22 protein-coding genes are annotated in these 24,065 nt (G+C 44.0%); 12 read left to right on the forward strand and 10 right to left on the reverse strand.

Annotation, left to right across the window (positions count from 1 at the left end):
- The first annotated feature begins 3 nt into the window (after positions 1-3).
- The 7 genes from PTE_RS20570 (at position 4) to nqrM (ending at position 5,849) form a co-directional block, all read left to right on the forward strand.
- Positions 4-1,242: an NADH:ubiquinone reductase (Na(+)-transporting) subunit B gene (locus PTE_RS20570; protein ID WP_036850035.1), complete on the forward strand. Its 1,239-nt coding sequence runs from the start codon at positions 4-6 to the stop codon at positions 1,240-1,242.
- Entirely contained in the window at positions 1,235-2,032 is a 798-nt protein-coding gene (locus PTE_RS20575) for a Na(+)-translocating NADH-quinone reductase subunit C (RefSeq protein WP_036850038.1), read from the forward strand. Before PTE_RS20570 ends, PTE_RS20575 begins: the two co-directional genes overlap by 8 nt.
- Positions 2,025-2,654: an NADH:ubiquinone reductase (Na(+)-transporting) subunit D gene (locus PTE_RS20580; RefSeq protein ID WP_021322988.1), complete on the forward strand. Its 630-nt coding sequence runs from the start codon at positions 2,025-2,027 to the stop codon at positions 2,652-2,654. The genes PTE_RS20575 and PTE_RS20580 overlap by 8 nt, the downstream gene beginning before the upstream one ends.
- Positions 2,655-2,662: 8 nt before the next feature.
- The gene (gene nqrE, locus PTE_RS20585; protein WP_021322987.1) at positions 2,663-3,259 is read left to right on the forward strand and encodes an NADH:ubiquinone reductase (Na(+)-transporting) subunit E; all 597 of its coding nucleotides are present in this window, start codon (positions 2,663-2,665) and stop codon (positions 3,257-3,259) included.
- 15 nt (positions 3,260-3,274) lie between these two features.
- The gene (gene nqrF / locus PTE_RS20590; protein ID WP_036850041.1) at positions 3,275-4,501 is read left to right on the forward strand and encodes an NADH:ubiquinone reductase (Na(+)-transporting) subunit F; all 1,227 of its coding nucleotides are present in this window, start codon (positions 3,275-3,277) and stop codon (positions 4,499-4,501) included.
- A gap of 109 nt (positions 4,502-4,610) precedes the next feature.
- A complete protein-coding gene (locus tag PTE_RS20595; protein WP_422615340.1) occupies positions 4,611-5,606 on the forward strand; it encodes an FAD:protein FMN transferase in 996 nt (331 codons plus the stop codon).
- 15 nt (positions 5,607-5,621) lie between these two features.
- Positions 5,622-5,849: a (Na+)-NQR maturation NqrM gene (gene nqrM, locus PTE_RS20600; RefSeq protein ID WP_036850047.1), complete on the forward strand. Its 228-nt coding sequence runs from the start codon at positions 5,622-5,624 to the stop codon at positions 5,847-5,849.
- Positions 5,850-5,999: 150 nt separating this feature from the next.
- Here the strand turns inward: nqrM and PTE_RS26710 are convergent, their stop codons facing one another.
- Complete coding sequence (locus PTE_RS26710) at positions 6,000-6,422, reverse strand: GNAT family N-acetyltransferase (RefSeq protein WP_083335212.1); 423 nt, start codon at positions 6,420-6,422, stop codon at positions 6,000-6,002.
- A 234-nt stretch (positions 6,423-6,656) separates the two neighbouring features.
- Here PTE_RS26710 and PTE_RS20610 point away from each other — a divergent pair, with 234 nt between their 5' ends.
- Positions 6,657-7,694, forward strand: a complete 1,038-nt coding sequence (locus PTE_RS20610; RefSeq protein WP_036850050.1) for an AAA family ATPase — start codon at positions 6,657-6,659, stop codon at positions 7,692-7,694.
- On the forward strand, positions 7,675-10,200 hold the full coding sequence (locus PTE_RS20615; RefSeq protein ID WP_036850053.1) for a S8 family peptidase: 2,526 nt from the start codon (positions 7,675-7,677) through the stop codon (positions 10,198-10,200). Before PTE_RS20610 ends, PTE_RS20615 begins: the two co-directional genes overlap by 20 nt.
- A gap of 642 nt (positions 10,201-10,842) precedes the next feature.
- Here PTE_RS20615 and PTE_RS20620 read toward each other — a convergent pair.
- The 7 genes from PTE_RS20620 to PTE_RS20650 are packed head-to-tail and all read right to left on the reverse strand — an operon-like array spanning position 10,843 to position 16,719.
- Complete coding sequence (locus PTE_RS20620; RefSeq protein ID WP_036850055.1) at positions 10,843-12,180, reverse strand: MSMEG_0569 family flavin-dependent oxidoreductase; 1,338 nt, start codon at positions 12,178-12,180, stop codon at positions 10,843-10,845.
- Positions 12,181-12,192: 12 nt separating this feature from the next.
- Positions 12,193-12,483 (reverse strand): MSMEG_0570 family nitrogen starvation response protein, encoded by a 291-nt coding sequence (locus PTE_RS20625; protein WP_036850058.1) that lies wholly within the window; start codon positions 12,481-12,483, stop codon positions 12,193-12,195.
- On the reverse strand, positions 12,471-13,526 hold the full coding sequence (locus tag PTE_RS20630; protein ID WP_036850060.1) for a sll0787 family AIR synthase-like protein: 1,056 nt from the start codon (positions 13,524-13,526) through the stop codon (positions 12,471-12,473). The genes PTE_RS20625 and PTE_RS20630 overlap by 13 nt, the downstream gene beginning before the upstream one ends.
- Positions 13,523-14,086 (reverse strand): MSMEG_0567/Sll0786 family nitrogen starvation N-acetyltransferase, encoded by a 564-nt coding sequence (locus PTE_RS20635; protein ID WP_036850063.1) that lies wholly within the window; start codon positions 14,084-14,086, stop codon positions 13,523-13,525. Before PTE_RS20635 ends, PTE_RS20630 begins: the two co-directional genes overlap by 4 nt.
- A 12-nt stretch (positions 14,087-14,098) precedes the next feature.
- A complete protein-coding gene (locus PTE_RS20640; protein WP_036850066.1) occupies positions 14,099-15,178 on the reverse strand; it encodes an MSMEG_0568 family radical SAM protein in 1,080 nt (359 codons plus the stop codon).
- Positions 15,179-15,200: 22 nt separating this feature from the next.
- Positions 15,201-16,208: a Nit6803 family nitrilase gene (locus PTE_RS20645; protein ID WP_036850068.1), complete on the reverse strand. Its 1,008-nt coding sequence runs from the start codon at positions 16,206-16,208 to the stop codon at positions 15,201-15,203.
- Between the two features lie 28 nt (positions 16,209-16,236).
- Complete coding sequence (locus PTE_RS20650; RefSeq protein WP_036850071.1) at positions 16,237-16,719, reverse strand: MSMEG_0572/Sll0783 family nitrogen starvation response protein; 483 nt, start codon at positions 16,717-16,719, stop codon at positions 16,237-16,239.
- 238 nt (positions 16,720-16,957) lie between these two features.
- Between PTE_RS20650 and PTE_RS20655 the strand changes: the two genes are divergently transcribed.
- The gene (locus tag PTE_RS20655; protein WP_203448989.1) at positions 16,958-18,883 is read left to right on the forward strand and encodes a sigma 54-interacting transcriptional regulator; all 1,926 of its coding nucleotides are present in this window, start codon (positions 16,958-16,960) and stop codon (positions 18,881-18,883) included.
- A 151-nt stretch (positions 18,884-19,034) separates the two neighbouring features.
- Here PTE_RS20655 and PTE_RS20660 read toward each other — a convergent pair whose 3' ends face one another.
- The gene (locus tag PTE_RS20660) at positions 19,035-19,910 is read right to left on the reverse strand and encodes a glycerophosphodiester phosphodiesterase family protein (RefSeq protein WP_051477492.1); all 876 of its coding nucleotides are present in this window, start codon (positions 19,908-19,910) and stop codon (positions 19,035-19,037) included.
- 102 nt (positions 19,911-20,012) lie between these two features.
- Complete coding sequence (locus tag PTE_RS20665; RefSeq protein WP_036850080.1) at positions 20,013-20,531, reverse strand: sigma-70 family RNA polymerase sigma factor; 519 nt, start codon at positions 20,529-20,531, stop codon at positions 20,013-20,015.
- Between the two features lie 1,327 nt (positions 20,532-21,858).
- Here PTE_RS20665 and PTE_RS20675 point away from each other — a divergent pair.
- Both PTE_RS20675 and PTE_RS20680 read left to right on the forward strand, forming a co-directional pair.
- Positions 21,859-22,284, forward strand: a complete 426-nt coding sequence (locus tag PTE_RS20675) for a DcrB-related protein (protein WP_036850085.1) — start codon at positions 21,859-21,861, stop codon at positions 22,282-22,284.
- An 11-nt stretch (positions 22,285-22,295) separates the two neighbouring features.
- Complete coding sequence (locus PTE_RS20680; RefSeq protein WP_036850087.1) at positions 22,296-23,990, forward strand: PAAR domain-containing protein; 1,695 nt, start codon at positions 22,296-22,298, stop codon at positions 23,988-23,990.
- Positions 23,991-24,065 lie beyond the last annotated feature (75 nt).

Consider the following 24,065-nt stretch of genomic DNA (forward strand, 5'->3'; position numbering starts at 1 on the left):
TCCATGGGCCTGAAAAACTTTTTTGAAAAAATTGAGCACCACTTTGAGCCCGGGGGAAAATTAGAAAAGTATTACCCGCTGTATGAAGCGGTAACGACGATTTTCTATACACCAGGTACAGTCACTTCTGGCCGTGCCCATGTCCGTGACGCTATCGATCTAAAACGTATGATGATCACGGTATGGCTGGCGGTATTCCCGGCAATGTTCTGGGGAATGTATAACGTTGGTCAACAGGCGATCCCTGCACTGTATCATTTACACAGTGGCGCAGAACTGCAACAGCTGCTGGCATCTGACTGGCACTATCGTGTTGCTCAGTTCTTTGGCGCATCACTGACACCAGATGCGGGTTGGGGCAGCAAAATGTTGCTTGGTGCAACCTACTTCTTACCTGTTTACGCTGTTGTATTCGCTGTTGGCGGCTTCTGGGAAGTCCTGTTTGCCGTTATCCGTAAACATGAAATTAACGAGGGATTCTTCGTTACCTCTATTCTGTTTGCGTTGATTGTTCCGCCAACGATTCCCCTGTGGCAGGTAGCGTTGGGTATTACATTCGGTGTTGTGATTGCGAAAGAGGTCTTCGGCGGTACCGGTCGTAATTTCCTGAACCCGGCACTGGCCGGCCGTGCATTTCTGTTCTTTGCTTATCCTGCACAGATTTCAGGTGACTTGGTATGGACGGCGGCTGATGGTTTCTCCGGTGCGACTCCGTTGTCTCAGTGGGCTGCCGGTGGTAGTCAGGGATTAGTCAATACAGTTACCGGTCAGCCTGTTACCTGGATGGATGCTTTTATTGGCAATCTTCCGGGTTCTATTGGTGAAGTCTCTACGCTGATGATTTTCATTGGCGGTGCGATCATTCTGTTTACCCGCATTGCTTCATGGCGCATTGTCGCTGGTGTCATGTTGGGTATGGTGGCAACCTCCTACTTGTTTAATGCTATCGGTTCAGACACTAACCCGCTGTTTGCTATGCCGTGGTACTGGCACATGGTTCTGGGTGGTTTCGCTTTTGGTATGATTTTTATGGCAACAGATCCGGTATCCGCCTCATTTACTGATAAAGGTAAATGGTGGTACGGCATTCTGATCGGTGTGATGTGTGTTCTGATCAGGGTCGTTAACCCGGCATACCCGGAAGGCATGATGCTGGCGATTCTGTTCGCCAACCTGTTTGCGCCATTGTTTGATTATCTGGTAGTACAGGCCAATATTAAGCGGAGAAAAGCCCGTGGCTAATGATAAACCAAAAAATAATGACAGCATCGGCAGAACGTTTATCGTTGTTTTTGTGCTATGTCTCGTTTGTTCAATTGTTGTAGCAGGTTCTGCGGTAGGGCTGAAATCTCAGCAACAGGAACAAAAACTGCTGGATAAACAGCGTAACATTCTCGATGTCGCCGGGTTATTAACCCCTAAAATGAGTGTTGATGAGCTTAAAGAAACGTTCAAAAGCCGTATTAAAGCTGAACTACTGAATCTGGATACGGCAACGCTTGAAAAGAATCATAGCAAGTTTAACCTGAATGATGCGTTGCGTAGTGATGATACCAGTATCGCATTACCTCCTGAGAAGGATCTGGCGAAAATCCGCCGTCGCGCCAATATGGCGGAGATCTATCTGGTGAAGGATGAACAGGGTAAAACCAGTGAAATCGTTCTGCCGGTTTATGGTTCTGGTCTGTGGTCTGTTATGTATGCCTTTATCTCTGTTGATGTGGATGGCAAAACTGCCCGCGGGATTACCTATTATTCACATGGAGAAACCCCGGGGTTGGGGGGTGAGGTCGATAATCCACAATGGCGTAAAAAGTGGATAGGTAAAAAACTGTATAACGATGAAGGCCATCCGGCGATCAAAATTGTCCGTGGCGGTGCTGCTGCTGATAATCCTTATGGTGTTGATGGCCTATCCGGTGCGACTCTGACCTCTGCTGGTGTGCAGAATATGTTTAATTTCTGGTTAGGGGATAACGGTTTTGGTCCGTTCCTGAAAAAAGTACGCGAAGGAGCGTTGAAAGATGGCTGATAGTAAAGAAATAAAACGCGTCCTTCTCGGACCACTATTGGATAACAACCCGATTGCATTGCAGGTTCTGGGGATCTGTTCCGCGCTGGCGGTAACAACCAAACTGGAAACTGCGTTGGTGATGACAATCGCCGTGACGTTGGTTACCGCATTTTCCAGCTTTTTTATCTCATTGATCCGTCATTACATCCCCGGTAGTGTACGAATCATTGTCCAGATGGCGATTATTGCATCACTGGTTATCGTAGTAGATCAGATTTTGCAGGCTTATGCTTATGAAATTTCCAAGCAGTTGTCTGTATTTGTTGGTCTTATCATTACTAACTGTATCGTGATGGGGCGTGCAGAAGCTTATGCTATGAAGTCTCCACCTATTGAGAGCTTTATGGATGGTATCGGTAATGGCTTGGGGTATGGTGTTATTCTGGTACTGGTTGGTTTTCTGCGTGAGTTGTTTGGCTCCGGCAAATTGTTCGGTATTACCGTGATGGAATCCGTACAGAATGGTGGCTGGTATCAGCCTAATGGCTTGTTCCTGTTAGCACCTAGCGCGTTTTTCATTATTGGTATGCTGATTTGGGGTCTGAGGACTTTGAAACCGGCGCAGGCTGAGAAGGAGTAACTGACAACATGGAACATTTTATAAGCCTGTTTGTCCGTGCCGTCTTTATTGAGAATATGGCGTTGGCTTTCTTCCTCGGTATGTGTACTTTTTTGGCCGTATCGAAAAATGTCACGACAGCGTTTGGTTTAGGCATTGCAGTAACGGTAGTTCTCGGGATCTCTGTTCCTGCCAATAACCTCGTTTATAACTTTGTCTTGCGTGACGGTGCATTGGTTGAAGGGGTTGATCTCAGCTTCCTGAACTTTATTACGTTTATTGGCGTGATTGCTGCATTAGTGCAGATTCTTGAAATGATCCTTGATCGTTATTTCCCTTCACTCTATAACGCGCTCGGCATCTTTTTGCCACTGATTACGGTTAACTGTGCGATTTTTGGTGGTGTTTCTTTCATGGCGCAGCGTGACTATAACTTTTCTGAATCCATCGTGTATGGCTTTGGTTCAGGTATAGGCTGGATGCTGGCAATTGTTTTGCTAGCTTCTATCCGTGAAAAAATGAAATATGCTGATGTTCCGGCAGGTCTGAAAGGATTGGGGATCACCTTTGTCACCACGGGTTTGATGGCATTGGGTTTTATGTCCTTCTCTGGTGTGCAGTTATAAAGGCGAGAAGCGTTCATGGATATAATAATTTTAGGCGTAGTGATGTTTACCCTGATTGTGCTGGTACTAACGGCCCTGATTTTGTTCGCAAAATCAAAGTTAGTTAACACCGGGAATATTAAAGTTGAAGTTAACGGTGATCCGGAAAAGAGCTTTACCGCTCCTGCCGGTGATAAGTTGCTGAATATGTTATCAAGCCAGGGCATTTTTGTCTCTTCTGCCTGTGGTGGCGGTGGCTCTTGTGGTCAGTGCCGTGTAAAGATTAAAGATGGTGGTGGTGATATTCTGCCAACAGAGCTTTCCCACATTAGTAAGCGTGAAGCGAAAGAGGGTTGCCGTCTGGCTTGTCAGGTTAATGTAAAACAGGACCTGAAAATCAAATTACCGGAAGAGATATTTGGTGTTAAGAAATGGGAGTGCGAAGTTATCTCCAACGATAACAAGGCCACTTTCATCAAAGAGCTAAAACTGAAAATCCCTGATGGGGAAGTCGTGCCTTTCCGTGCTGGTGGCTATATTCAGATTGAGGCTCAACCACATACGGCTCGCTACGCAGATTATGACGTGCCGGAAGAGTACCGCGAAGACTGGGATAAATTTAACTTGTTCCGTTTTGTCTCTGAGGTGAAAGAACCGACGATTCGTGCTTACTCCATGGCAAACTACCCAGAAGAACACGGCATTATCATGCTTAACGTTCGGATTGCGACGCCGCCGCCAAGGGATTCGGAAGCGCCGCCGGGAATGATGTCTTCTTATATCTGGTCACTGAAATCCGGTGATAAAGTGACTATTTCTGGTCCATTCGGTGAATTTTTCGCAAAAGAGACTGATGCGGAAATGATTTTCATCGGTGGTGGTGCGGGTATGGCACCCATGCGTTCTCATATTTTTGATCAGCTTAATCGATTGAATTCAAAACGTAAGATCAGCTTTTGGTATGGCGCTCGTTCTAAACGTGAAATGTTCTATACCGAGGATTTCGATCAGCTGGCGGCTGAAAATGAAAACTTTACCTGGAATGTGGCTCTATCTGATGCATTGCCTGAAGACGACTGGGATGGTTACACCGGCTTTATCCACAATGTTTTGTTTGAAAACTATTTGAAGGACCATCCGGCTCCTGAAGATTGCGAATTCTACATGTGTGGACCTCCGGTAATGAATGCCGCAGTGATCAAGATGTTAAAAGATCTTGGTGTTGAGGATGAAAACATCATGCTGGATGATTTCGGTGGCTGATAGGCCATAAACGGTTTGATTTAATGCTGGCGCCCACAATTTGTGGGCGCTGGTGGTTCAGAAAGGGTAATGAATTGTGTGTAAAAAGATAAGTAGTTGGATAGTGTTAATGTTTGCAGTGCTGTTGTTGGCTGCATGTGATGGCCAGGAGCAGCAAAATATTCATGGGCAAACGATGGGGACTTATTACTCCATTAAATTTGTCACTGGCTCGTCGGCTCCCTCGCCAGAAATTTTGCAAAAAGAGATTGATCGTCTGCTGGAAGAGGTTAACGACCAGATGTCAACTTATCGCCCTGATTCTGAATTGAGTCGTTTTAATCAAAGTCGTGAAATTAATAAGCCATTCCCTGTATCGCCGGCGACAGCAAAAGTGGTCAAAGAGGCGATCCATATTAATAGATTAACGGATGGTGCATTGGATATAACGGTGGGGCCGTTGGTTAATTTATGGGGTTTTGGCCCTGAAGGCCGTGTGACGAAAACGCCTTCTGAAAGTGAACTGGAAAAACGTCGAGAATTGACGGGGATTGAGAAACTGGCGGTGGAAGGCAATAATCTGATTAAAACAGTGCCGGAGCTGTATGTCGATTTGTCATCTATTGCTAAAGGTTATGGTGTAGATGTTGTTGCTGAATATCTGGAATCGCAGAATATCAACGATTATATGGTTGATATTGGTGGTGAAGTTCGTACATCAGGCCATAATGGTAAAGATCTGCCATGGCGGATTGCGATTGAAAAGCCTTCTGATACCGGAATGGAACAAAGTGCTCAGGAAGTGATAACACCTGGAAATATGTCGATTGCCACTTCTGGCGATTACCGTAACTATTTTGAACAAGATGGTGTGCGCTATTCACACACGATTGATCCAAAAACAGGTGCTCCTATTTCGCATAATCTGGTCTCTATTACTGTAGTTGCGCCAGTTTGCATGAGTGCTGATGGGCTTTCTACCGGGTTAAATGTGTTAGGGCCGGAAAAAGGATTGAAAGTTGCAGAAAGCTTGAATATCCCGGTTTTTATGGTTGTAAAAACAAAAAATGGTTTTGAAGAGCGTTACAGTAAAGCCTTTGAGCCATACTTACAGAAAAATCAATGAGAGGAGGAGAAGGGCGTGTTGACCGTATTTATTGCAACTTTCATCTTTTTCCTGCTGGTTTTTGCGGGAATGTCACTAGGCTACATGATTAAACGTAAGAGCATACAAGGAAGCTGTGGTGGTTTAAGCAGCATTGGGGTAGAGAAAGTGTGTGATTGCCCAGAACCTTGTGATACTCGTAGGAAACGAATGGCGCGTGAAGCGGCTCGGCAGGTTCATTTAGAGAAGCATCGGATTATCTGAGTTTAACAAATCGGCAGAATTCTCCTTCCTGAATGCTAATTGAGAGCAGAGCGAACTTTTAGTATTTGGGGGAGATGGATATAAAAAGTGGATTGAATGGGTATTTAAGCGTTAGCAAGGCACGAAAATGATTTGAAAAGTAGCGACATGTTACATCACATCTACCCTTTTTATCATTTCTATTGCAACAGTCATAGGCATGAACAGTTTACTCTTTATCTGAGGAAACTCCTCAAATCCTACATTCATATACAGTTTTTTGGCTATGTCGTTCTTAGCATCGACGATAATCATCGGGGTGGGAATAGATTTTGACGACTCCATAGCTTTTCGAATTGCATCTAGAAGTAAGATTTCACCAAATCCTTGGCGTTGAAATGACTTACTTATAGCCAGGCGACCAATAAGTGCGCAATGTAGTGTTGAAGGGTACTTTTTCGATATTTTTTCTGGTAGTTCGTCTAGTTCTACCGTGCATAGTGCTAGGGAATAGTATCCCTTTATTTGAGATCCATTTTGGCTCCTTTTAAGGACGAATGTTCTTGATAAGTCCTTGTTTAGCTGAGCTGACAGCGATCAAGAATGGATGTTAGATCAAATTTGGTCTAGTGCATTTAAATGTGACCGATTAAAACAGTGTAAAGCAAGTTTAATCGGGTATGTACAAGCTCTTTTTTATTTACCCTCACTCAGCCTTTAAAGACTAAAAACACAAGCATTATTACGTTTACTCTGTATCGGCTTACTTGCTAAACTCTTAGAAATATGTAAGTGAATTTCAGGCAAGCAAAAGATAGGAATACCAACGTGGCAAGCGCAGAGCAACTCAAGGCACTTATCAAATCGTACATCAGTCGCGATGATAGCCATTTTTATTCAGTTGCTATGCAAGTTGCTGCGCACGAAGCCAAACAAGGACACGGTAGATTGGCTGAGGACCTGCTAAATTTACTGGACAAAGCGAAAGCAAAACTCGCTAATGATAAAGTCGGTAAATTAGTTCCATTAGCAAGTGCCGCTAAAAATCGTACTGATCTTGGTAACTTACTTAGTGTAAGCCACCCCGCTTATCGCTTATCTGACGTAGTACTGGATGAATTTACCAATATACAGCTTCAAAGATTGATAAGAGAACAACGGATGATGTCTCGCATCAAAGAGCATGGGTTGTCACCCAGACGAAAAGTACTGCTTGTTGGCCCACCGGGAACAGGAAAAACTATGACTGCATCAGCTCTCGCTGGTGAGTTAGGTATTCCCTTGTTCCAAGTTCGTTTTGATGCCTTAATTACAAAATTCATGGGAGAAACAGCGTCTAAACTTCGGCAAGTGTTTGATGCAATCGCTGATATTCGCGGCGTTTATTTCTTTGATGAATTTGATGTTATTGGTTCCCAGCGTAGTCTTGCAAACGATGTTGGTGAAATTCGTCGAGTATTGAACAGTTTTCTTCAAATGATTGAGCAAGACACTTCAAATAGCATAATCATTGCTGCAACAAATCATCCTGAAATATTGGATTATGCACTGTTCAGACGTTTTGATGATGTCATCGAATATCACTTACCTACTTTAGAACAAGCCTTGAACTTGATTAAGTCTCGTTTAGGCTCTTTTACACCTAAGCCTTTCTGTAAAAATGGATTAGAAAAGCATGTACTAGGTTTAAGTTATGCTGAAATTTGCAGAGCGGTAGATGAATCGATAAAAGATGCAATTATGAGCGACCGTGCTCAAGTTGCTCTCGTTCTTCTAAAGCAAGCTTTAGAAGAACGACGTTTAATCAGTAGTAGGCTATCAATTAACGAAAAAAATAAATTAAACTATGACGGAAACAAAGCGTGATAAAAGGCTACACTTAACTCTCCCAAAAACATCTACTTCCCAACTATATACAGCTCACTCTACTGGCGGAGGTTCATCACAAGATCTTCCTGAGCGGGAGCGTAGAGAGCACGGGCAAGCTCTAAATGCACAATTACAGCAGTTAAAAGCCATTGCAGCCAAATCGCGAGATCAGCAAGCCCGGTTAGACCTCAGAAGTGGTATTGGCTTACAGGTTGAGTTTGTTGGTCAGCCCGACGTAGCCCTTGAATTTGGAAGCCTTAGCAGCGAAAAAGGCCGGAACAAAGCCAGGCATATTGAAGTACTTAGCATTCATGAAGAAGGGGCGGTTACCTCTGCCAATGTATTTATTCCTGACGGTAAAATTGAGCACTTCGAAAATTATATTCAGGATTATTTGAAAGAAAAGCGCCGAGCCGATGGTCAAGCTGCTGATCACAAAGCGCTAATAAATACTATTTCTTCGATACGGCTTGCCGGAATAAAGTCATTATGGACCGATGATCTTGATCTTCTTCCTACAGACTTAAATGAAGAGTTTTGGTGGGAGGTTTGGCTTCCAGTCAGAGGCAACAGAGATGCCGTTATTGCAGATTTTCGTAAGTTAAGCCATCTCGCTGAATGTCGTGTTAGTGAACATCAAGTTCATTTTCCTGAACGAATCATTACATGGATGTTTTGCTCTCAAAGACAATTTTCCCGTGCAGAATTGATTCTAAACTGCGTAGCAGAATTAAGACGAGCAAAAGACACCGCAGAATTCTTTGTCGGTTCTTCAATCACAGAGCAACGGCTTTGGTCTGATGATGCACTTGAACGACTACAAGCTCCATCGGAAGACGATGATAATGTACCTTATGTTTGTTTGCTCGATTCAGGAGTAAACCGAGGGCATCCAATGCTTGCCCCTGTATTACATCAGCAGGATGTGCATACGGTTAATGACGCTTGGGGTCTAAATGATATGGCTAATCACGGTACGGGTTTAGCCGGTATTGCTGTTTATGGCGACCTGTTTGAAACATTAACATCCGATACCACAATCGATATTCGTCATCGCCTTGAGTCAGTAAAACTCACGCCAAGTCAGGGCGCTAACGCAGGAGATGAGAAACAGCATGCTTACTTGTTTAGCGCCGCTGTAGCCCGCCCCGAAATTTTATTTGGTCAACGAAGACGCGTCTTCAGTTCTGCCGTTACTGCTATTGACTATCGTGATTTTGGTCGTCCTTCCGCTTGGTCATCCATGGTAGATTCCCTTGCTGCTGATGCTCTGTCAGGTAACGCATTCCCTCGTCTTTTTGTGCTCTCGGCTGGAAATATATGCGATAGAGATCACTGGGCAACATATCCTGACAGCCTTTCGTTAAACCAAATCCATGACCCGGGGCAAGCCTGGAATGCAATTACTGTAGGTGCATTTACAAATAAAATAGACATCAGCGAAGATGATGTTGATGACTTTTCGCCTGTCGCCGGCCAAGGAGCATTAAGCCCTTTTACAACGACATCCATTCAATGGGACAAGGTTTGGCCGTACAAACCAGACGTCGTATTCGAAGGCGGAAATGCAGCATCAAACACAGAAATTGTTGATAACTTTGCAAGCTTAGAGTTACTAACCACAAGCGCCTCTCCACAATATCGCCTTTTTTGGACAACAAACGCGACTAGCGCGGCTTCTGCCCTTTGCGCCCGTATGGCAGCGCAATTGATGGCTCAATATCCTTCCCTACGCCCGGAAACAATTCGTGCGCTGATTACTCATTCTGCGCAATGGACACCAGCGATGTTGGAGATGTACCCAGCACGCACAAAAAAAGGCTATACATCGCTTGTCCGCCACTGTGGCTGGGGTGCACCCAATATTGAAAGAGCACTGTGGAGCGTAAAAAACAGCTTAACGCTTATTGTAGAAGACAGCCTGCAACCCTATCGAAAAACTAACAAGGGAATTAAAACGCGCGACCTAAACTTACATACTTTGCCTTGGCCGCAAGAGCAACTACAGGTGTTGCAAAATACAGAGGTTGAAATGCGTGTCACGCTCTCTTACTTCATTGAACCAAATCCATCAGAACGAGGGGGAGCTTCGAAGTATCATTATCCATCACATCGCCTTCGGTTTGCTGTGAAACGACAAACGGAGTCGTTAGACGAATTTACCACCAGAATCAATGCGGCTGTCGATTCTGATGATAATGATCATGGTGCTACAGGCAACGATGATAATTGGTTATTGGGAGCAACACAGAGACACAAAGGCTCATTACATCAAGATATTTGGCGAGGAACCGCAGCAGAACTGGCTAACTGTGGGTATCTGGCGGTCTATCCTGCTCAGGGGTGGTGGAGAACGAGACGTGTGCTTGAGCGTTATGATTCCGTGGCAAATTATAGCCTTATCATTTCTATCCATGCACCGCAAACAGATATAGACCTATATGCAATTATACAAAATATGGTCGAGAGTAAAATACAGAACTCTATCGAGATATCAACTTAATTTATTGATTTTTATATAATAACTTAATGCACCCAGACCGCTGACAAATCCTATTATTTTGAATGGGGTTTGTTTTTTCATTATAAAAAATGCTGTGTCCATTTTTCCCCATTAAGCCGGGCCCATGCGCCATTTTGGCCTCTGTTACACTGGATATCACATCCATCCACAGATAAAAATAACACAGCGCCAATGTCAGTATAACATCGACGTTTTTATCCGATTTAAAAAATCTTTAATCACTGTTTTTGTCTTTGATGATTAAAGTTTTTACCTGTTTTTTCGTGATACACTTGCCTTTTTTCCAGATTTTAAAATCACACGTGCTGACAAAATACTGGTTTTTTATTTGGCATTTAATTTTTTTCCCTATTTCATTGCTAAGAATGAAATTGTGTTTTATGAAAATTAAAATCCGCCATTATCCGTAAAATATTTTCAATAACGCCTTATGCTATAAGTATCTAAAAAAACTCCTTTATAAGTATTATCGGTTTAAAATTCACTATTAAAATTGGTTGAATGGGAGGCATTTTACAACGACTACAGACCACATGGTGGTTTGAAAAGTAAAATGCCTTATGAGACTCTTATTGAAAAAATAAGAGCTTAAAAATATTCTGTCAGGTGAAATTAGGAATCTCACGTTCGAGATATTCGCTTATCTTTGATTTCAGATTTAGCGCCTTTAATCAAAGTAGGTAGTATATCTATATTCTGCTGACTTATTTGTTGCTCAATATGCTGCACCACATAGGCGGCATCCTGATCAATCCCCATAAAACGCCCGGAGCCCCATGTATATAACCACGGCAAACCAATAAATGTGACATCTGGATCGATGGTAATACCTCGGTCATGTTTTGGATAACCATTGTCTTGAAAAATATCTAAATCAAGCCATGAATAATCTGGTCTGAAACCAATACACCAAATCACTGAAGTAATATTTTCTTTTATTAAATCAATGTGGGTGATTTCTTGCTCAGGCTGCCAAACAGGTTGATACACCGATGCAGGTTCATCGGTTGCAATATTATTTTTCTCTAAATACTCATCAATCGAGGCATTAATGCGATTATAAGTGTCATCGGCACGGTCCAGGTTTTCTGATAAATTTGGACTAAACCAGAATTGACCTTCTTTAAAGTCATCAAAATGTCCGAACAGTTGCATACCTTCTAAGGCAAATTTACGCAGGTCAATATCACGCCCGCCGTCACGCCCTGTGACATAGTGGTTGGTGCTGTTACGTACTTCTTCACTATAACGATGATTGTTGACAGTCGTTTCGTAATAACCCATATCAAACAGCCATTTCACCACATCTTTACCGCGATAGAATCGCGCACAACGTGGTGCATTGCCTGTCGATAAATAGACTTTTTTGCCTGCCAGATGTAAATCTTCGGCAATTTGTGCACCGGACTGCCCTGATCCAACCACCAACACCGCTCCTTCAGGCAGTTGATCTGCATTTAAATACTCTTCCGAATGCATCACTTTCACATGCTTAGGCAAGGCATTGCTTAGTTTTGGATAAATCGGAGTGTGATACCCACCTGCGGCAACGACAAGCTGTTTGGCTGTAGTGGTACCGTGATTGGTTTTAATGACAAACTCATGTGCTGCCACTTTTTTTACATGTTCTACCTGAATATTTAAAATGGCGGGAGGGTTAATTTTTTCAATAAATTCGTCAAGATACTCCACAATCTCAGGCTTAGTCATAAAGCCGTCAGGATCTTTTCCCTGATAAGGATGTTCAGGTAATAGACACTGCCAGTTCGGTGTCACCAAGGTAAAATTATCCCAACGTTTACGGCGCCAGCTATGGGTTAACTCGGATTCTTTTTCCAATACCACATGGTCAATGCCTGCTTTTTGCAAATAATGGCTGATAGATAAACCTGCCTGACCACCACCAATAATCACCACATCATAATGTGGCTGTAACATTTGATTTTGGATATTTAACATGGAACATCCCTCTCATTGATTCGTCATTTCAATAACTTCAATTTGATCTTCCGGGCTTGGCCCGAAGAATTTGGCTTGGCGTTTGATCATTGCCAGAGTATCCATGGCCGAACTACAGACAAAGCCATAACGTGCCTGTACCCTTTCCGATGCGGCATTCAGGCCATTTTCAACCTGATGTAAGAACTGCGTACTTGGGTAACGTTGACCAATGGACAGATATTCATAAATCACCGTTGAGGGTGAGTAATATTGAATCAGCTCCCCATCAGGCCATTTCACGGTAAAATTCACACTGGGCATAACATCGACTCCTGCTGATTTTTAGCCTCAATCTGTATGGATTGAGTCTGTAACTTTGTTAAAACGTCGGCATAACAAAAACCGGTAAACATTCGGTTGTTAAAATCCCAAAATATGTCGTATTGCTGTTGCTGCTGCACGGCAACCTCACCACTGACATTGGTTTCACCAATCACCGCGCAGGCAATGTTCTGGCAGTGAAACAGCTCGATAATTTCTTCACATTCATTTGCATCGGCAGTCAGTAAAAAACCAAAACTGGGGAAAATTTGTAGCCATTTAAACCAGTCCACATCGTCAGGTTTAGGAATGGCATCTAAGTTGATATGTGCCCCCGATGCCGTAGCTTCGAGCAGCATCAACAAACTGCCTAAAATGCCGGCATTGCTAATATCACGGGCGGCATGAACCCGATTTGCCTCTGCCAATTGCGGCAATAAGGCAATTTGTGACTGTAAAATGTGGTCAGGCACCCGTTCAAAGCATTTCCAATAAGTGGTATTGGCGTGGAATTGCCCTTGCAAATTTAACGCAATCAGAATTTTTTGTTGTGGTTTGACATGCAACACCGAGAGTAGTTTTCGCGCTATGCCTTGAATCGCAACGGATAAAGTGGGCTGATAAACGATGGCAAGATTGGTATGCCCACCGACCAATGGCACATCATAAGCACGACAAGCATCCTGCATACCTTGCATTAACAACTGGGCATGTTCGCTACTGGTATGCCAAAAACTATTTACTACGGACAATGCCCGACCACCCATGGCTGCAATATCACTGATGTTCGCCATTACCGCTGACCATCCGGCAAAATAAGGGTGATTGGTCACAAAACTGGGTAGCATGCCTTCACAGGCGTGCAATACATATTGACCATTTAGCGGCAGTGCCGCCGTGTCATCTCCGGGATAGGCATATAAGCTATCCAATGAATCCACATGGCAAGTTGTATTGACTGAAACCGTGTGAGCAATCGCCTGCTTGGATTGCATAGCGGGTGTCTGTTTTAACATTTCGAGTAGTTGATTGAGCTCCATCATTGCGTCTCCTTCTGCATATAGGCTTGCAGCGGGATATGCTGTAAAGGATAGTTTTCAATCCGTGCCTGCATCAACACATGTGGAATATTGGCAACGGTCAACTGATGCAAACTATCCCAACATAACCTTTTGAAATAACGTTCATTTTGACTTTGCACAGTGGCTAAAAAAGTACGGCATCCCAAGTTCTTGGCGGTTGATACCGCAGTATTGATTAATGCTTTACCAATGATATGGCGACGTCGATATAAAGGCTCTACGCATAAACGCCCGCCATACCATGTCTGTTCGCCATCAGGGAAAATCCGCACTGCACCAATCACCCGGTCATGCTCACCAAACATTTTCCCAATGGCAACAATGCCTAATGCTTCAACATCGTGCTCGTCACGATCTTCTTGCAAGATTTTTTGTTCATCGCGAAAGGTTACTTCACGCAAACGATAATATTGGCGACGCTCCCAATCTTCCGACACAATTTTGATGGCAATGTCATCGCTAACAAATGGTTTCAGCCCGTCATTTAGCTCAAGCAGCCAACGATAGTGAGAAAGTTCCATATCACATTCTCCTTATTCATACGCTTTCAGCGAAGAGCAAGCGCCACATTTGGCACAGCCGGCTTGAGTCTTTTCCGAGTGCAAACCATGTTGTTTAAGTTGCTGTCCAACTTTCGGATAGAGCGACTGCATAAAAGCGTGATCAGGTTTAGGATGATGCTCTAATGGTGTACCTTGAATCGGTACAAACGGCACTACAAATGGATACACCCCAATTTCAGTCAGTTTGGCGGTCATCTCCACGATTTCCAGTTCGGTGTCGCCCAAACCGGCCAAAATGTAGGTACTGACCTGTCCCCGACCGAACACTGTAAAGGCTGTTTCAAATGCCGCAAAATATTTTTCCAACGAGACTTCGGCTTTTCCCGGCATAATTTTCTGCCGTATACGCTCGCTCACCGCCTCAAGGTGCATGCCAATCGACACAGCGCCTGCATCTTTTAAACGTTGAAACCAGGCAAAATCATCGGGTGGTTCGCACTGTACCTGTATTGGCAAATCTACTTGCGCCTTAATCGCTTTAACTGAGTCATATAAAATTTTTGCCCCACGATCTCCCGTATTTGGCGTGCCTGTGGTGATCACCATTTGCTTGACGCCATCCAGTTCAACGGCTGCTTTCGCTACCTCCGCCAATTGTTCCGGGCGTTTACGGGGCAAGGTTCGACCCTCTTTTAGAGACTGATCAATCGAGCAAAATTGGCATGCAGTTGCCTTGTCCTTCATACGAATGCAATGCTGTAACACCGTTGTCGCCAACACATCACGGCTATGTAAGGTCGCAATTTGTTCATAGGCAATGCCTTCGGCGGTTTTTAAATCATAAAAACGGGGTCGTGCAGGCGCAGTTAAGGTCGCCACCGGAATCCGGTTTTTAAAGACGATCACCTTGTCAGAGTGCGGTTCAGGCTTTGCGGTATAGGGAGAGTCTTGTGCTGCAAGGTTTAGCACCGGAATCATCATGGTCTGCCCGTCAAGGCTCAACGCTTTATGATCGCTTGGCCCTGCGCCACCTCTACGGGACAAACCAAACTTACCTTCCCATTTCAGACCATTACATTGCAAATCGGTCAATAGTTGTATTGCAGACATTTTTACCCCCTATCGATTGGGTTTACATCAATACGGTTTCGACATGTTCTTCATTGGATTTTGAGCGCTTTTCGAGATGACTTTGATCTGATGGTTCAACTTTCAGTTCGTGTAATACCTGTGTTGGACGACGATCAATCAATAAACTGAGCAATTCAGGACGACTGTAATGCCCAATCGAATCCATCATGCGTTTGCGTTTATCAATCAGGCTGAAATCCAGATCGGCAATGCAATAACCTTCACCTTGCGTGATCGGTTTAGCCAGGAACTTGCCTTCGGGAGAAACAATGGCGGTAAAACATCCTCCTGAAATTGGACCGATATCACAGCCGGTATCCTGCATAATTTGCTGTTGCTGTTCGGGATGCAGCCATGCGGTGGCATTGACCACAAAACAGCCAGATTCTAAAGCATGGTGTTGGATGGTTGCGTTGATTTGATCGGCAAAGACTTGTCCTACCAACGAACCAGGAAACATGGAAGCATGAATTTGCTCACCATCTGCCATCAAAGAAAAACGTGCCAACGGGTTGTAATGTTCCCAACATGCCAGCGAACCAATACGTCCCACCGTAGAATTAATGGCACGTAAACCACTGCCATCACCTTGCCCCCACACCATTCGTTCATGGTAAGTTGGGGTAATTTTGCGGCGATGCTGAATGATAGAACCATCAGCATCAAATAACAGTTGGGCATTATAAATGGTACTGCCTGCACGTTCATTAATGCCAATCGACACTACCATGCTGGCCTCAAGACAGGCTTGCCCAATTGCTAAGGTTGCTTCGGAAGGTACAACCACCGATTCATTCAACAGTTTTAAATGTTCTTTACCCATGGCGAATGGTGGTTGTACGAAGGAAAAATAAGGGTAATAAGGCACGACGGTTTCAGGAAAAACGGCAAATTGCCCCCCTTGTTTTCCAAGCTCTAAAATAATGTCACAGATTTTTTTTACCGTGGCGGCTTGACTATAAAGCACTGGACTACATTGCACTGCGGCAGCTTTAACGATTCTGTTCATAACCTTATCCCCTTATATTTATGTTTACTTAGACAGTCCAAGTATCAATGATTAAGGCATTGTCACGACGCATCAGCAGTTTTAAATCCATTACATCCAGTGGATTAATTGGACGAATTCCCGGAATAAGCGCTTTTTCGGTTTGACCATACATCGCTTGCAACGCAAAACGGCAGGCATAGACTTCGCCACCTTCTTCCATAAAGGCTTTCAACTGATTATTGACGGCTAAGAGACCCGGAAAAGCTTCTGCCCCTAAAGTTGGAAAACCACGTTGTACACCCAACTGCACGCCTGGGCCGTAAAGCAAGATTTTGGTTTCAAAGCCTTTGCGTAATAAACGCTTTGCCTGTAATACATTGACCAGTCCAATTGATCCCTCAAATGCAACGGTATGGAAAGTCACCAATGCTTTTTCACCCGGCTGGGCTTTGATGTCCTCAAACACTTTTTCTTCATAATCAACGAGAAAATCGCCGTCTTTATATTGTTCGATATCAATGTTTGGCATAGCAGCCTCCTAGTTCAATATTATTTGGGAATGAACCAACATGTAGTCTAGTCTGACTGTATTAATGCGAGAGCTGTGCCAAGTTATACTTTTAGGCGGAGGTTAATTACTATCAAATTGAAAAATAACATTTAATTTTTATAAAAATATTTTTTTGGAGATAAATTGAACTGCTGGGAAGTTACGATTTTTCGTAGTATTATGAAATTCCATAACTTAAATTATGAAAATTCATAGTATGAATACAACTGACTTTATCTCGGACTGGGTAGTTTCTGAAGATTCGATTCGCCCGTTGGTATTTGAACACACGTCACAGGCATTAATTGTGCTAGACCCACATCAAAACCAGTTTATTGATGTGAATATTAGTGCCACCCAACTATTACGCTATGAACGTCATGAAATTATTCAAAAAACGGTGACTTCCATTTTTGGTCATTTCAGACAACTGCCATACCTTATCGCATTTACCGAAGGCGCTTTGGCAAAAGGTTGGGCCTGGAACAATGAGTTGTATGTCTTTGATAAAAATGGTGAAAAAATCCAGTTGGATATTACTTCCATTTCATTGCCCTATAAAAACAAAACCTTGCTGATATGGTCGCTGGTGGATGTCAAAGATTTAGAGCTGCGCCAACTCAATACAAATGCTGATAAAGTCATTGGCACAGGTTTAAAAGAATCGCAAGCCTTGCAAGAACTGTTTATTGACTCCGACACAGGCAAGCATTTATTACTGAGTTCAGTCGGTGACGGTATTTACAGTATTAACAAACAAGGCTTATGTACCTTTATTAACCCTGTCGGGGCTAAAATGTTGGGACTGCAACCTGAAGATACACTGGGTAACAATATCCATCAGATTCATCACCATACCCATGAAAATGGTGAGCCCTATCCTGAAGAAGAGTGCCCGATTTATGCGGCGGTACATGATGGTATTGTACATGAAGGTATTCAGGAAATTTTTTGGCGCCGTGATGGCAGTTGCTTTCCGGTGGAATTTACCAGTACCCCAGTGATTTGTGATAGTGAAATTATTGGCGCGGTAGTGGTGTTCCGCGATATTACCGATCGGCTGAATACCGAAAAACAATTGACTCATGCCCTTGAAGAACTGCAAGATTTAAAAAGCCGTCTGGAACAGCAGAATGAATATCTGCAAGAAGAGATTTTACAAGAAAATCAATATCATGAAATTATTGGCAGCAGTGAACCCATTTTACAGATTATTGAAAAAATCAAGGTGGTCGCCTCAACTGATGCCAACGTGATGATTTATGGTGAATCAGGTACAGGCAAAGAATTGATCGCCCGTGCCATTCACCAATCCAGTCACCGTAAACAGCAACCACTTATTCGGGTCAATTGCGCCGCTATTCCTTCGGAACTGTTTGAAAGTGAATTTTTCGGACATGTCAAAGGTGCATTTACTGGGGCTGTGCGTGACCGTGTCGGACGTTTTGAATTGGCAGACCAAGGTACATTGTTTTTAGATGAAATTGGCGAAATTCCTATAGAGCTACAAAGTAAATTGTTGCGTGTATTGCAAGAAGGAACCTTTGAGCGGGTTGGCGAAGAAAAAACGCGGCATGTGAATGTGCGGATTATTGCCGCTACCAATCGCAATTTAAAAGAAGAAGTTAAACACAAACGCTTTCGTGAAGACCTGTATTTCCGTTTAAATGTATTCCCGATTTATGCACCTGCCTTACGTGACCGTAAAGAAGATATTCCACTTTTGGTTACACATTTTACTAAGTTGATTTGTGACAAGCGTAAAATTAATTATTTACCATTTTCACAAAAGCATATTTTGGGGCTACAGCAATATGACTGGCCTGGCAATATCCGTGAGCTGCAAAATGTCATTGAACGCGCACTCATTACAGCAAAGCAGGGTGCTGTTTCCTTTAAATATTTGCTGGAGCAAGATCAACAGCAAAATGAAACTACGTGTCAGAATATTCACGATGAACTTCAACGAATCGAAGGCGTGCTGACCATGCAACAGCTGAAAGAGTTGGAAATTAAAAATCTCTCTCTTGCTGTTAAACAATGCAAAGGGAAGATTTTTGGTGATGACGGTGCAGCAAAATTATTAGGAATGAACCCAACGACATTGATCTCACGTTTAAAGAAATTGGGGATTGATTACTGAAAATCTCATTTTGAACTATTTTAAACAAGGTTTATCAGTGGTCAAAACCCACAGAGAAGAGAACTGCAGGTTTTGCTTTGTTTACAGATGTAAAAGCGGTTCCTTCAGAAAATAATTACTGTAACTGCTTGTTTTCGGGAACCTCAAAATCTTATTTTGTTTTAAAGGTACTGAATAGCTTGGGTGAATCTACCAGCACACCATCGGCACCGAGCTCTTTAGCCTGTTTGAAATCTTCTTTGGTTTTAATGCCAAATAAAATGATGTTTGCACCACCTTTAGCCCGGAAACACTTCATTGCTTCCTTATCCCATGACAATACTGATTTGGAACGTGCTTCACCAAGAGTATATTTTTCAACAACTTCTACATTGCGGCGCATTTCCAAACCATACCAGCGAGCAGTGTCTGTGTTTTCAGGAATATCGCACTGGTGAGCCATTGTAATATTCGCCAGCATGGTGCGGGTTTTATCACGGCTTTCGAAGCGCTGAATCATGTTTGGCAACGCGTTAAGGTATTTTTCATCAGTGGAATAGAAACGGGTACGTGCCAGAGCTTTCTGCTTGGTTAGTACTTTTTCTAGCGCTTTGGCTTGCTGTGTTGGATCGGCATCGGGTGATTTCAGATCAATATAGAAGAAAGTCTCTGGATATTTTTTTAAGACTTGTTCCAGTGTTGGAATACTTAACCCTTTATTGCGGAATGGATGCTCACTATCAGAGCCAAATTTGTAACCGGCATCAAATTTGGTCAATTGACTTGCGTTATAGGCAGAAACAGGCCCACTTTCATTGGTTAAGCTATTCAGATCTGATGGACGATAGAGCACAGGAATACCTTCTTTTGAAAGCTGAACAGTTATCCAGATGGCATCCGCTTTGTTCTCTAAGGACTTGGAAATTGCATATTCTGTATTTTCAGGTGCATCACCTGTACCAGCACGGTGAGCGATGATTTGTGGTGTTGTGGCAAAAGCGCTGGCAGAGCAGCAAAGTAGGATTGCAGCGGTAATTCCGTGTCGCATAATTTTCTCCATAATATCCAGTTATAGGTAAATTATAATAATTTACTTTATTTATGATTTCATATTGAAATCAATTGTGAATGTAACACGGCTTGGCGAATTTTAAATGAAAAATTGAACTTTTTTACATTTGTTATGGGCTCGCTGCAAATACTGTTTCACTGAACTGGAAGAAATCTGAAGCTGATCAGCTATTTCGCTGTAACGCAGACCTTGTAATTGTGCGAGCAGAAAAGCTTGTTTTACCCGGCTTGGTAGTTTATCAAGGGTGATATCGAGCTTCTCAAGCTGTTCAAATGTAACCAATCTGCTTTCTGTAGAAGGCATGGTCGTTTCTGGTATGGTGTTTATATATTGCAGATAGTGTTTTTCCGTTTTTCTCCGGCGGTAGTAGTTAGCAACCAGGCAGCGAGCCACGGTTGCCAGAAAAGGCCGTGGTTGACGGATATCTGACAAATTTGAACTGGACAGAACATTCAGGAACGTATCCTGAGTCAGATCTTCAGCATGGCAGGGGCAGGGGACTTTATGGCGTAACCAGTTGTATAACCAGTCATGATGTTCAAAGTAAAATTGTTGCGCTAAATTATCAATTTCAGATATGGCTTTCTGGGTTACCATTATGATTTCCAATAACTCGGGGAAATGATAATGATTATTATTTTAATGTAATCATGGACTGTCAAGTTGTTATCATCAAGTGAGGTTCTCTTATGGCATTTTGCTGCGACTAGATGGGTTTTTAAAATCGTGAAAAAGCGCAAGTATGTCATGAAAAACAGATAAGACTTTAATCATTAAGGGTAAAAGGCAGTGATTAAGGAGTTTTCAAAGTGGGTAAAAAACTCGATATTATACTGACATTAAAAGAGAAAACATCAGGAAAAATGGGTTTTAAATTGATTAATGAGATGACGAAATGACTGGATTAACCGAATAACAGGAATATGAGATTATATAAAAACATTTAACAGGATTAACCGCATTAAAAAATTTTCTCAAACAAAAGATTTTACGTTTTTACATATTTATAAGAGGTTTTCGAAAAATCAGAGACAATAGTTGAAAAAGCCGATAAGCCTTTTGATTAACCAGATTATCAGCGGAAAAAGAACAAAAATATTTAGCAGTATTAAAAACCATTAAAGAAATGGCTTTGATTTTAATACCATTAGCATATCCTTTACTCTTTCTGGTTTTAAATCTAAATGCCATTGTGGAAGCAGATAACCGTCCGGATATGAGTTATATACTGGAGAAGACGTTAGAACAACAGCTATACCGGAAGGGACCCACTGAATCCGAATATGTGTTTGCGACTACATTGTCAGAAAAAATAAAAACCCATACTTGCATAGGTCGGTGTCCATTAGTTGCTACTTAGATTTGATTGCCTACACATTCCAACCTAAAAAACGAGCCTGAATCTGTACGTCTCTGAACTGACTATTCTTAAACAGCGCTGATTTTTTTCAATATCATAAAAAATGCAGAGTTAAACTTATCTGGTGATTAATGCAAGGTCTGTAAACCGGGCAAGGTAAATTTATTGAATAAAATTGTAGTGATTTAGTTCATTAAAACGGATTTTCAGCGCGATTATTGGCATTTTTTTGTGACATAAATCACATCTTATTAAATTCATGGAGTATTAATTCACCTAATAATCAAGACATAGGCGATTTTTTGTTATAACCTTTTGCCTGAATATTAAGCGGATAATATTATTAATTATGTCGCTTTATTGATGGCTGAGAAGAGGATACCGCCTGCCTCTGTTCAATCGGGGTTATCAATTCAGGTTGTCTGTGACGGCGGTGGATTAACGGTGCTTATGCCAGAGTGGTTGCCTCATAAGCATTCGGCTCACTGACCTAACCGGACGAACATGCTTAATGTATTAAATGTATTAATAACATCACTTACTGATTAAATAAGACAAAGAAAGATGGATAATCGCCCCCGTTGTCGGTTCACTGAAGGCAGCATTCTGTTACCGGCAGGCTATCAGGAACAGACGGTAAACATCCTCATCGCGCCCGATGCACCCGCGCTAAATATCTCGCGTGATCAGCTGGTCGAAGGCGAAGATCTCGCCAGTTATCTCACCCGCCAAAAAGATCTGCTGAAAAACGGTCTGCGCGACTGGCAATTATTGGCAGAACAGCCCATAACGCTGGGCGATAGCCTGCGGCAAGGCACGGCGCTGCTCTCCCGTTATCGGCCCAAAAAGGGGCAACAGGTCTATCAATATCAGGCGGTATTCCGGTTGGATGAGAAAAAAGCGCTGATTTTCACCCTGTCATCCCAGCAGGCGTTCACCGAGGCGCAACGGCAGTGGCTGGATGACTGCCTGAAAAGTTTCCAGTTCTAGGGGGGGACGCTATGCCAGAAGCTGCACGGCTCGGAGACACGATAGGCCATTCCAGTGCTATGGCGGGATTGATTGCGGGCACCGTCATCGGTTCATTAATTTCTGCCGCCGGGGGAATTCTCTCGGGGGCCCTCTTTGTCGCCGGATTAGCTACATCCTGTCTCGGGGTGGGCGTTTTGCTGATGGGTGCCGCCGTTGCGGTGAGCATGGCGGCGGGATATTTAGGCGACATGGCGCGTGACGCCTGCGTCTCTAAGGGGGCCTCGTCGCGAAGTCCCTGCGGGGAAATCAAGAGTGGTTCCCCCAATGTCTATATCAACAGCAAACCCGCCGCCATCGCGACACGCAGTCAAGTGGCGTGCAGTAAAGAAAATGGCCTGCGCCAGATGGCGGAAGGCTCTGCTTCCGTTTTCATCAATGGCTATCCTGCGGTGCGGGTCGGAGACAAAACGGTCTGTGATGCCGCGGTCATGACCGGTTCGTCTAATGTCTTCATCGGCGGCGGGACGGCGCAGACGGCAAAGATTGCGCCGGAAATCCCCCAATGGGCGTATACCGTTTCCGATTTAACGATGTTGGCAGCCGGGTTAATCAGTTTCGGTGGCGCGGCAGCCAAAGGCCCCGGCGCGTTGCAGAAGCTGTTCAACCAGATACCGGGCGCGGCTAAAATCCGCAAAATCACTTGTCGGTTGGGGGCGCTTGCCGTGGCGATACCTGTCGCGGGGATTCTGATGAACCCGGTGGAAGTCATTGCCGGTCAGAAATTCCTGAACGATGAGGATGAGCTGGACTTCGTTTTTGACGCTGAATTACCGCTCTACTGGCAGCGTAGTTACCTGAGCCGTTATCAATATGACAGCGTACTGGGTCGGGGCTGGAGCCTGTTCTGGGAAAGCCATCTCACGCGCGTGGAAGGCGGGTTGCTCTGGCGTTCCCCTGCCGGGGATATCGTGCCCTTTCCTGACGTGCCGGCAGGTCATCGCTGTTTTTGCCCTGAGGCTCAAAGCAACCTGATACACACGGAAGAGGGCAAATGGGAAATTCGTGATGCAGGCGAATTAGTTTATCACTATACGGCTTTTGATAATAACGGCCTCAGCCGCCTGAGCCACATCCGCAATAATGTCGGCAACGAACAGCGTTTTCATTACAACGAGCAGAACCGGATGGTCAGCATCACGGGCCATGGCGGGCTGAACCTGCACTGTGACTATGTAATGATGGATATCGATGGCAAAACGGTTTCCCGCCTCACTGCCGTCTGGCGCGAATGGTATGACGGCCATCGTATTCAGCTTTGCCGCTACCATTATAATGAGCACGCCCAACTGACGGGGGTCAGCCATCGTAACGACTCTCTCCAGCGACAATTCGGCTGGACAGAGCACGGCGTGATGGCATGGCATCAGGACAGACGGGGGTTGCGCTGTGATTACCAGTGGGAACAGACAGCCGAAGGGCTGTGGCGGGTCATTGCCCAGCAAACCAGCGAGGGGGCGGGCTATCGGCTGGAATACGACGATGAGAACCTCACCCGCACGGCGCACTGGCACGACGGCACCCGCACAGTTTGGCATCTCAACGACGCGCACCACATCCTCCACTGCCGCGACCGCAACGGCACGGAGCACCATATCCTGTGGGATGAATTTGGCCTGCCGAACGGCTACAAAGATGCGGACGGCCACACCCGTCTGAGTGAATGAGACCAGCATGGCCGCCAACTGAGTTTCACCGATGCCAACGGCAACCAGACCGGCTGGCAGTACCAGAATGATACC

The organism is Photorhabdus khanii NC19 (assembly GCF_000517265.1).
Taxonomy (GTDB): Bacteria; Pseudomonadota; Gammaproteobacteria; order Enterobacterales; family Enterobacteriaceae; genus Photorhabdus; species Photorhabdus khanii.

Bases quoted from the DNA above. Each gene is read 5' to 3' on its own strand.
- nqrF (WP_036850041.1), top strand. From the start codon at position 3,275: ATGGATATAATAATTTTAGGCGTAGTGATGTTTACCCTGATTGTGCTG.
- PTE_RS20675 (WP_036850085.1), top strand. From the start codon at position 21,859: ATGGATAATCGCCCCCGTTGTCGGTTCACTGAAGGCAGCATTCTGTTA.
- PTE_RS20680 (WP_036850087.1), top strand. From the start codon at position 22,296: ATGCCAGAAGCTGCACGGCTCGGAGACACGATAGGCCATTCCAGTGCT.
- PTE_RS20650 (WP_036850071.1), bottom strand. From the start codon at position 16,719: ATGCCAAACATTGATATCGAACAATATAAAGACGGCGATTTTCTCGTT.
- PTE_RS20580 (WP_021322988.1), top strand. From the start codon at position 2,025: ATGGCTGATAGTAAAGAAATAAAACGCGTCCTTCTCGGACCACTATTG.
- PTE_RS20620 (WP_036850055.1), bottom strand. From the start codon at position 12,180: ATGTTAAATATCCAAAATCAAATGTTACAGCCACATTATGATGTGGTG.
- PTE_RS20640 (WP_036850066.1), bottom strand. From the start codon at position 15,178: ATGTCTGCAATACAACTATTGACCGATTTGCAATGTAATGGTCTGAAA.
- PTE_RS20570 (WP_036850035.1), top strand. From the start codon at position 4: ATGGGCCTGAAAAACTTTTTTGAAAAAATTGAGCACCACTTTGAGCCC.
- PTE_RS20655 (WP_203448989.1), top strand. From the start codon at position 16,958: ATGAATACAACTGACTTTATCTCGGACTGGGTAGTTTCTGAAGATTCG.
- PTE_RS20645 (WP_036850068.1), bottom strand. From the start codon at position 16,208: ATGAACAGAATCGTTAAAGCTGCCGCAGTGCAATGTAGTCCAGTGCTT.
- PTE_RS20595 (WP_422615340.1), top strand. From the start codon at position 4,611: ATGTTTGCAGTGCTGTTGTTGGCTGCATGTGATGGCCAGGAGCAGCAA.
- PTE_RS20635 (WP_036850063.1), bottom strand. From the start codon at position 14,086: ATGGAACTTTCTCACTATCGTTGGCTGCTTGAGCTAAATGACGGGCTG.
- PTE_RS20615 (WP_036850053.1), top strand. From the start codon at position 7,675: ATGACGGAAACAAAGCGTGATAAAAGGCTACACTTAACTCTCCCAAAA.
- PTE_RS20660 (WP_051477492.1), bottom strand. From the start codon at position 19,910: ATGCGACACGGAATTACCGCTGCAATCCTACTTTGCTGCTCTGCCAGC.
- nqrE (WP_021322987.1), top strand. From the start codon at position 2,663: ATGGAACATTTTATAAGCCTGTTTGTCCGTGCCGTCTTTATTGAGAAT.
- PTE_RS20665 (WP_036850080.1), bottom strand. From the start codon at position 20,531: ATGGTAACCCAGAAAGCCATATCTGAAATTGATAATTTAGCGCAACAA.
- PTE_RS20625 (WP_036850058.1), bottom strand. From the start codon at position 12,483: ATGCCCAGTGTGAATTTTACCGTGAAATGGCCTGATGGGGAGCTGATT.
- PTE_RS20630 (WP_036850060.1), bottom strand. From the start codon at position 13,526: ATGATGGAGCTCAATCAACTACTCGAAATGTTAAAACAGACACCCGCT.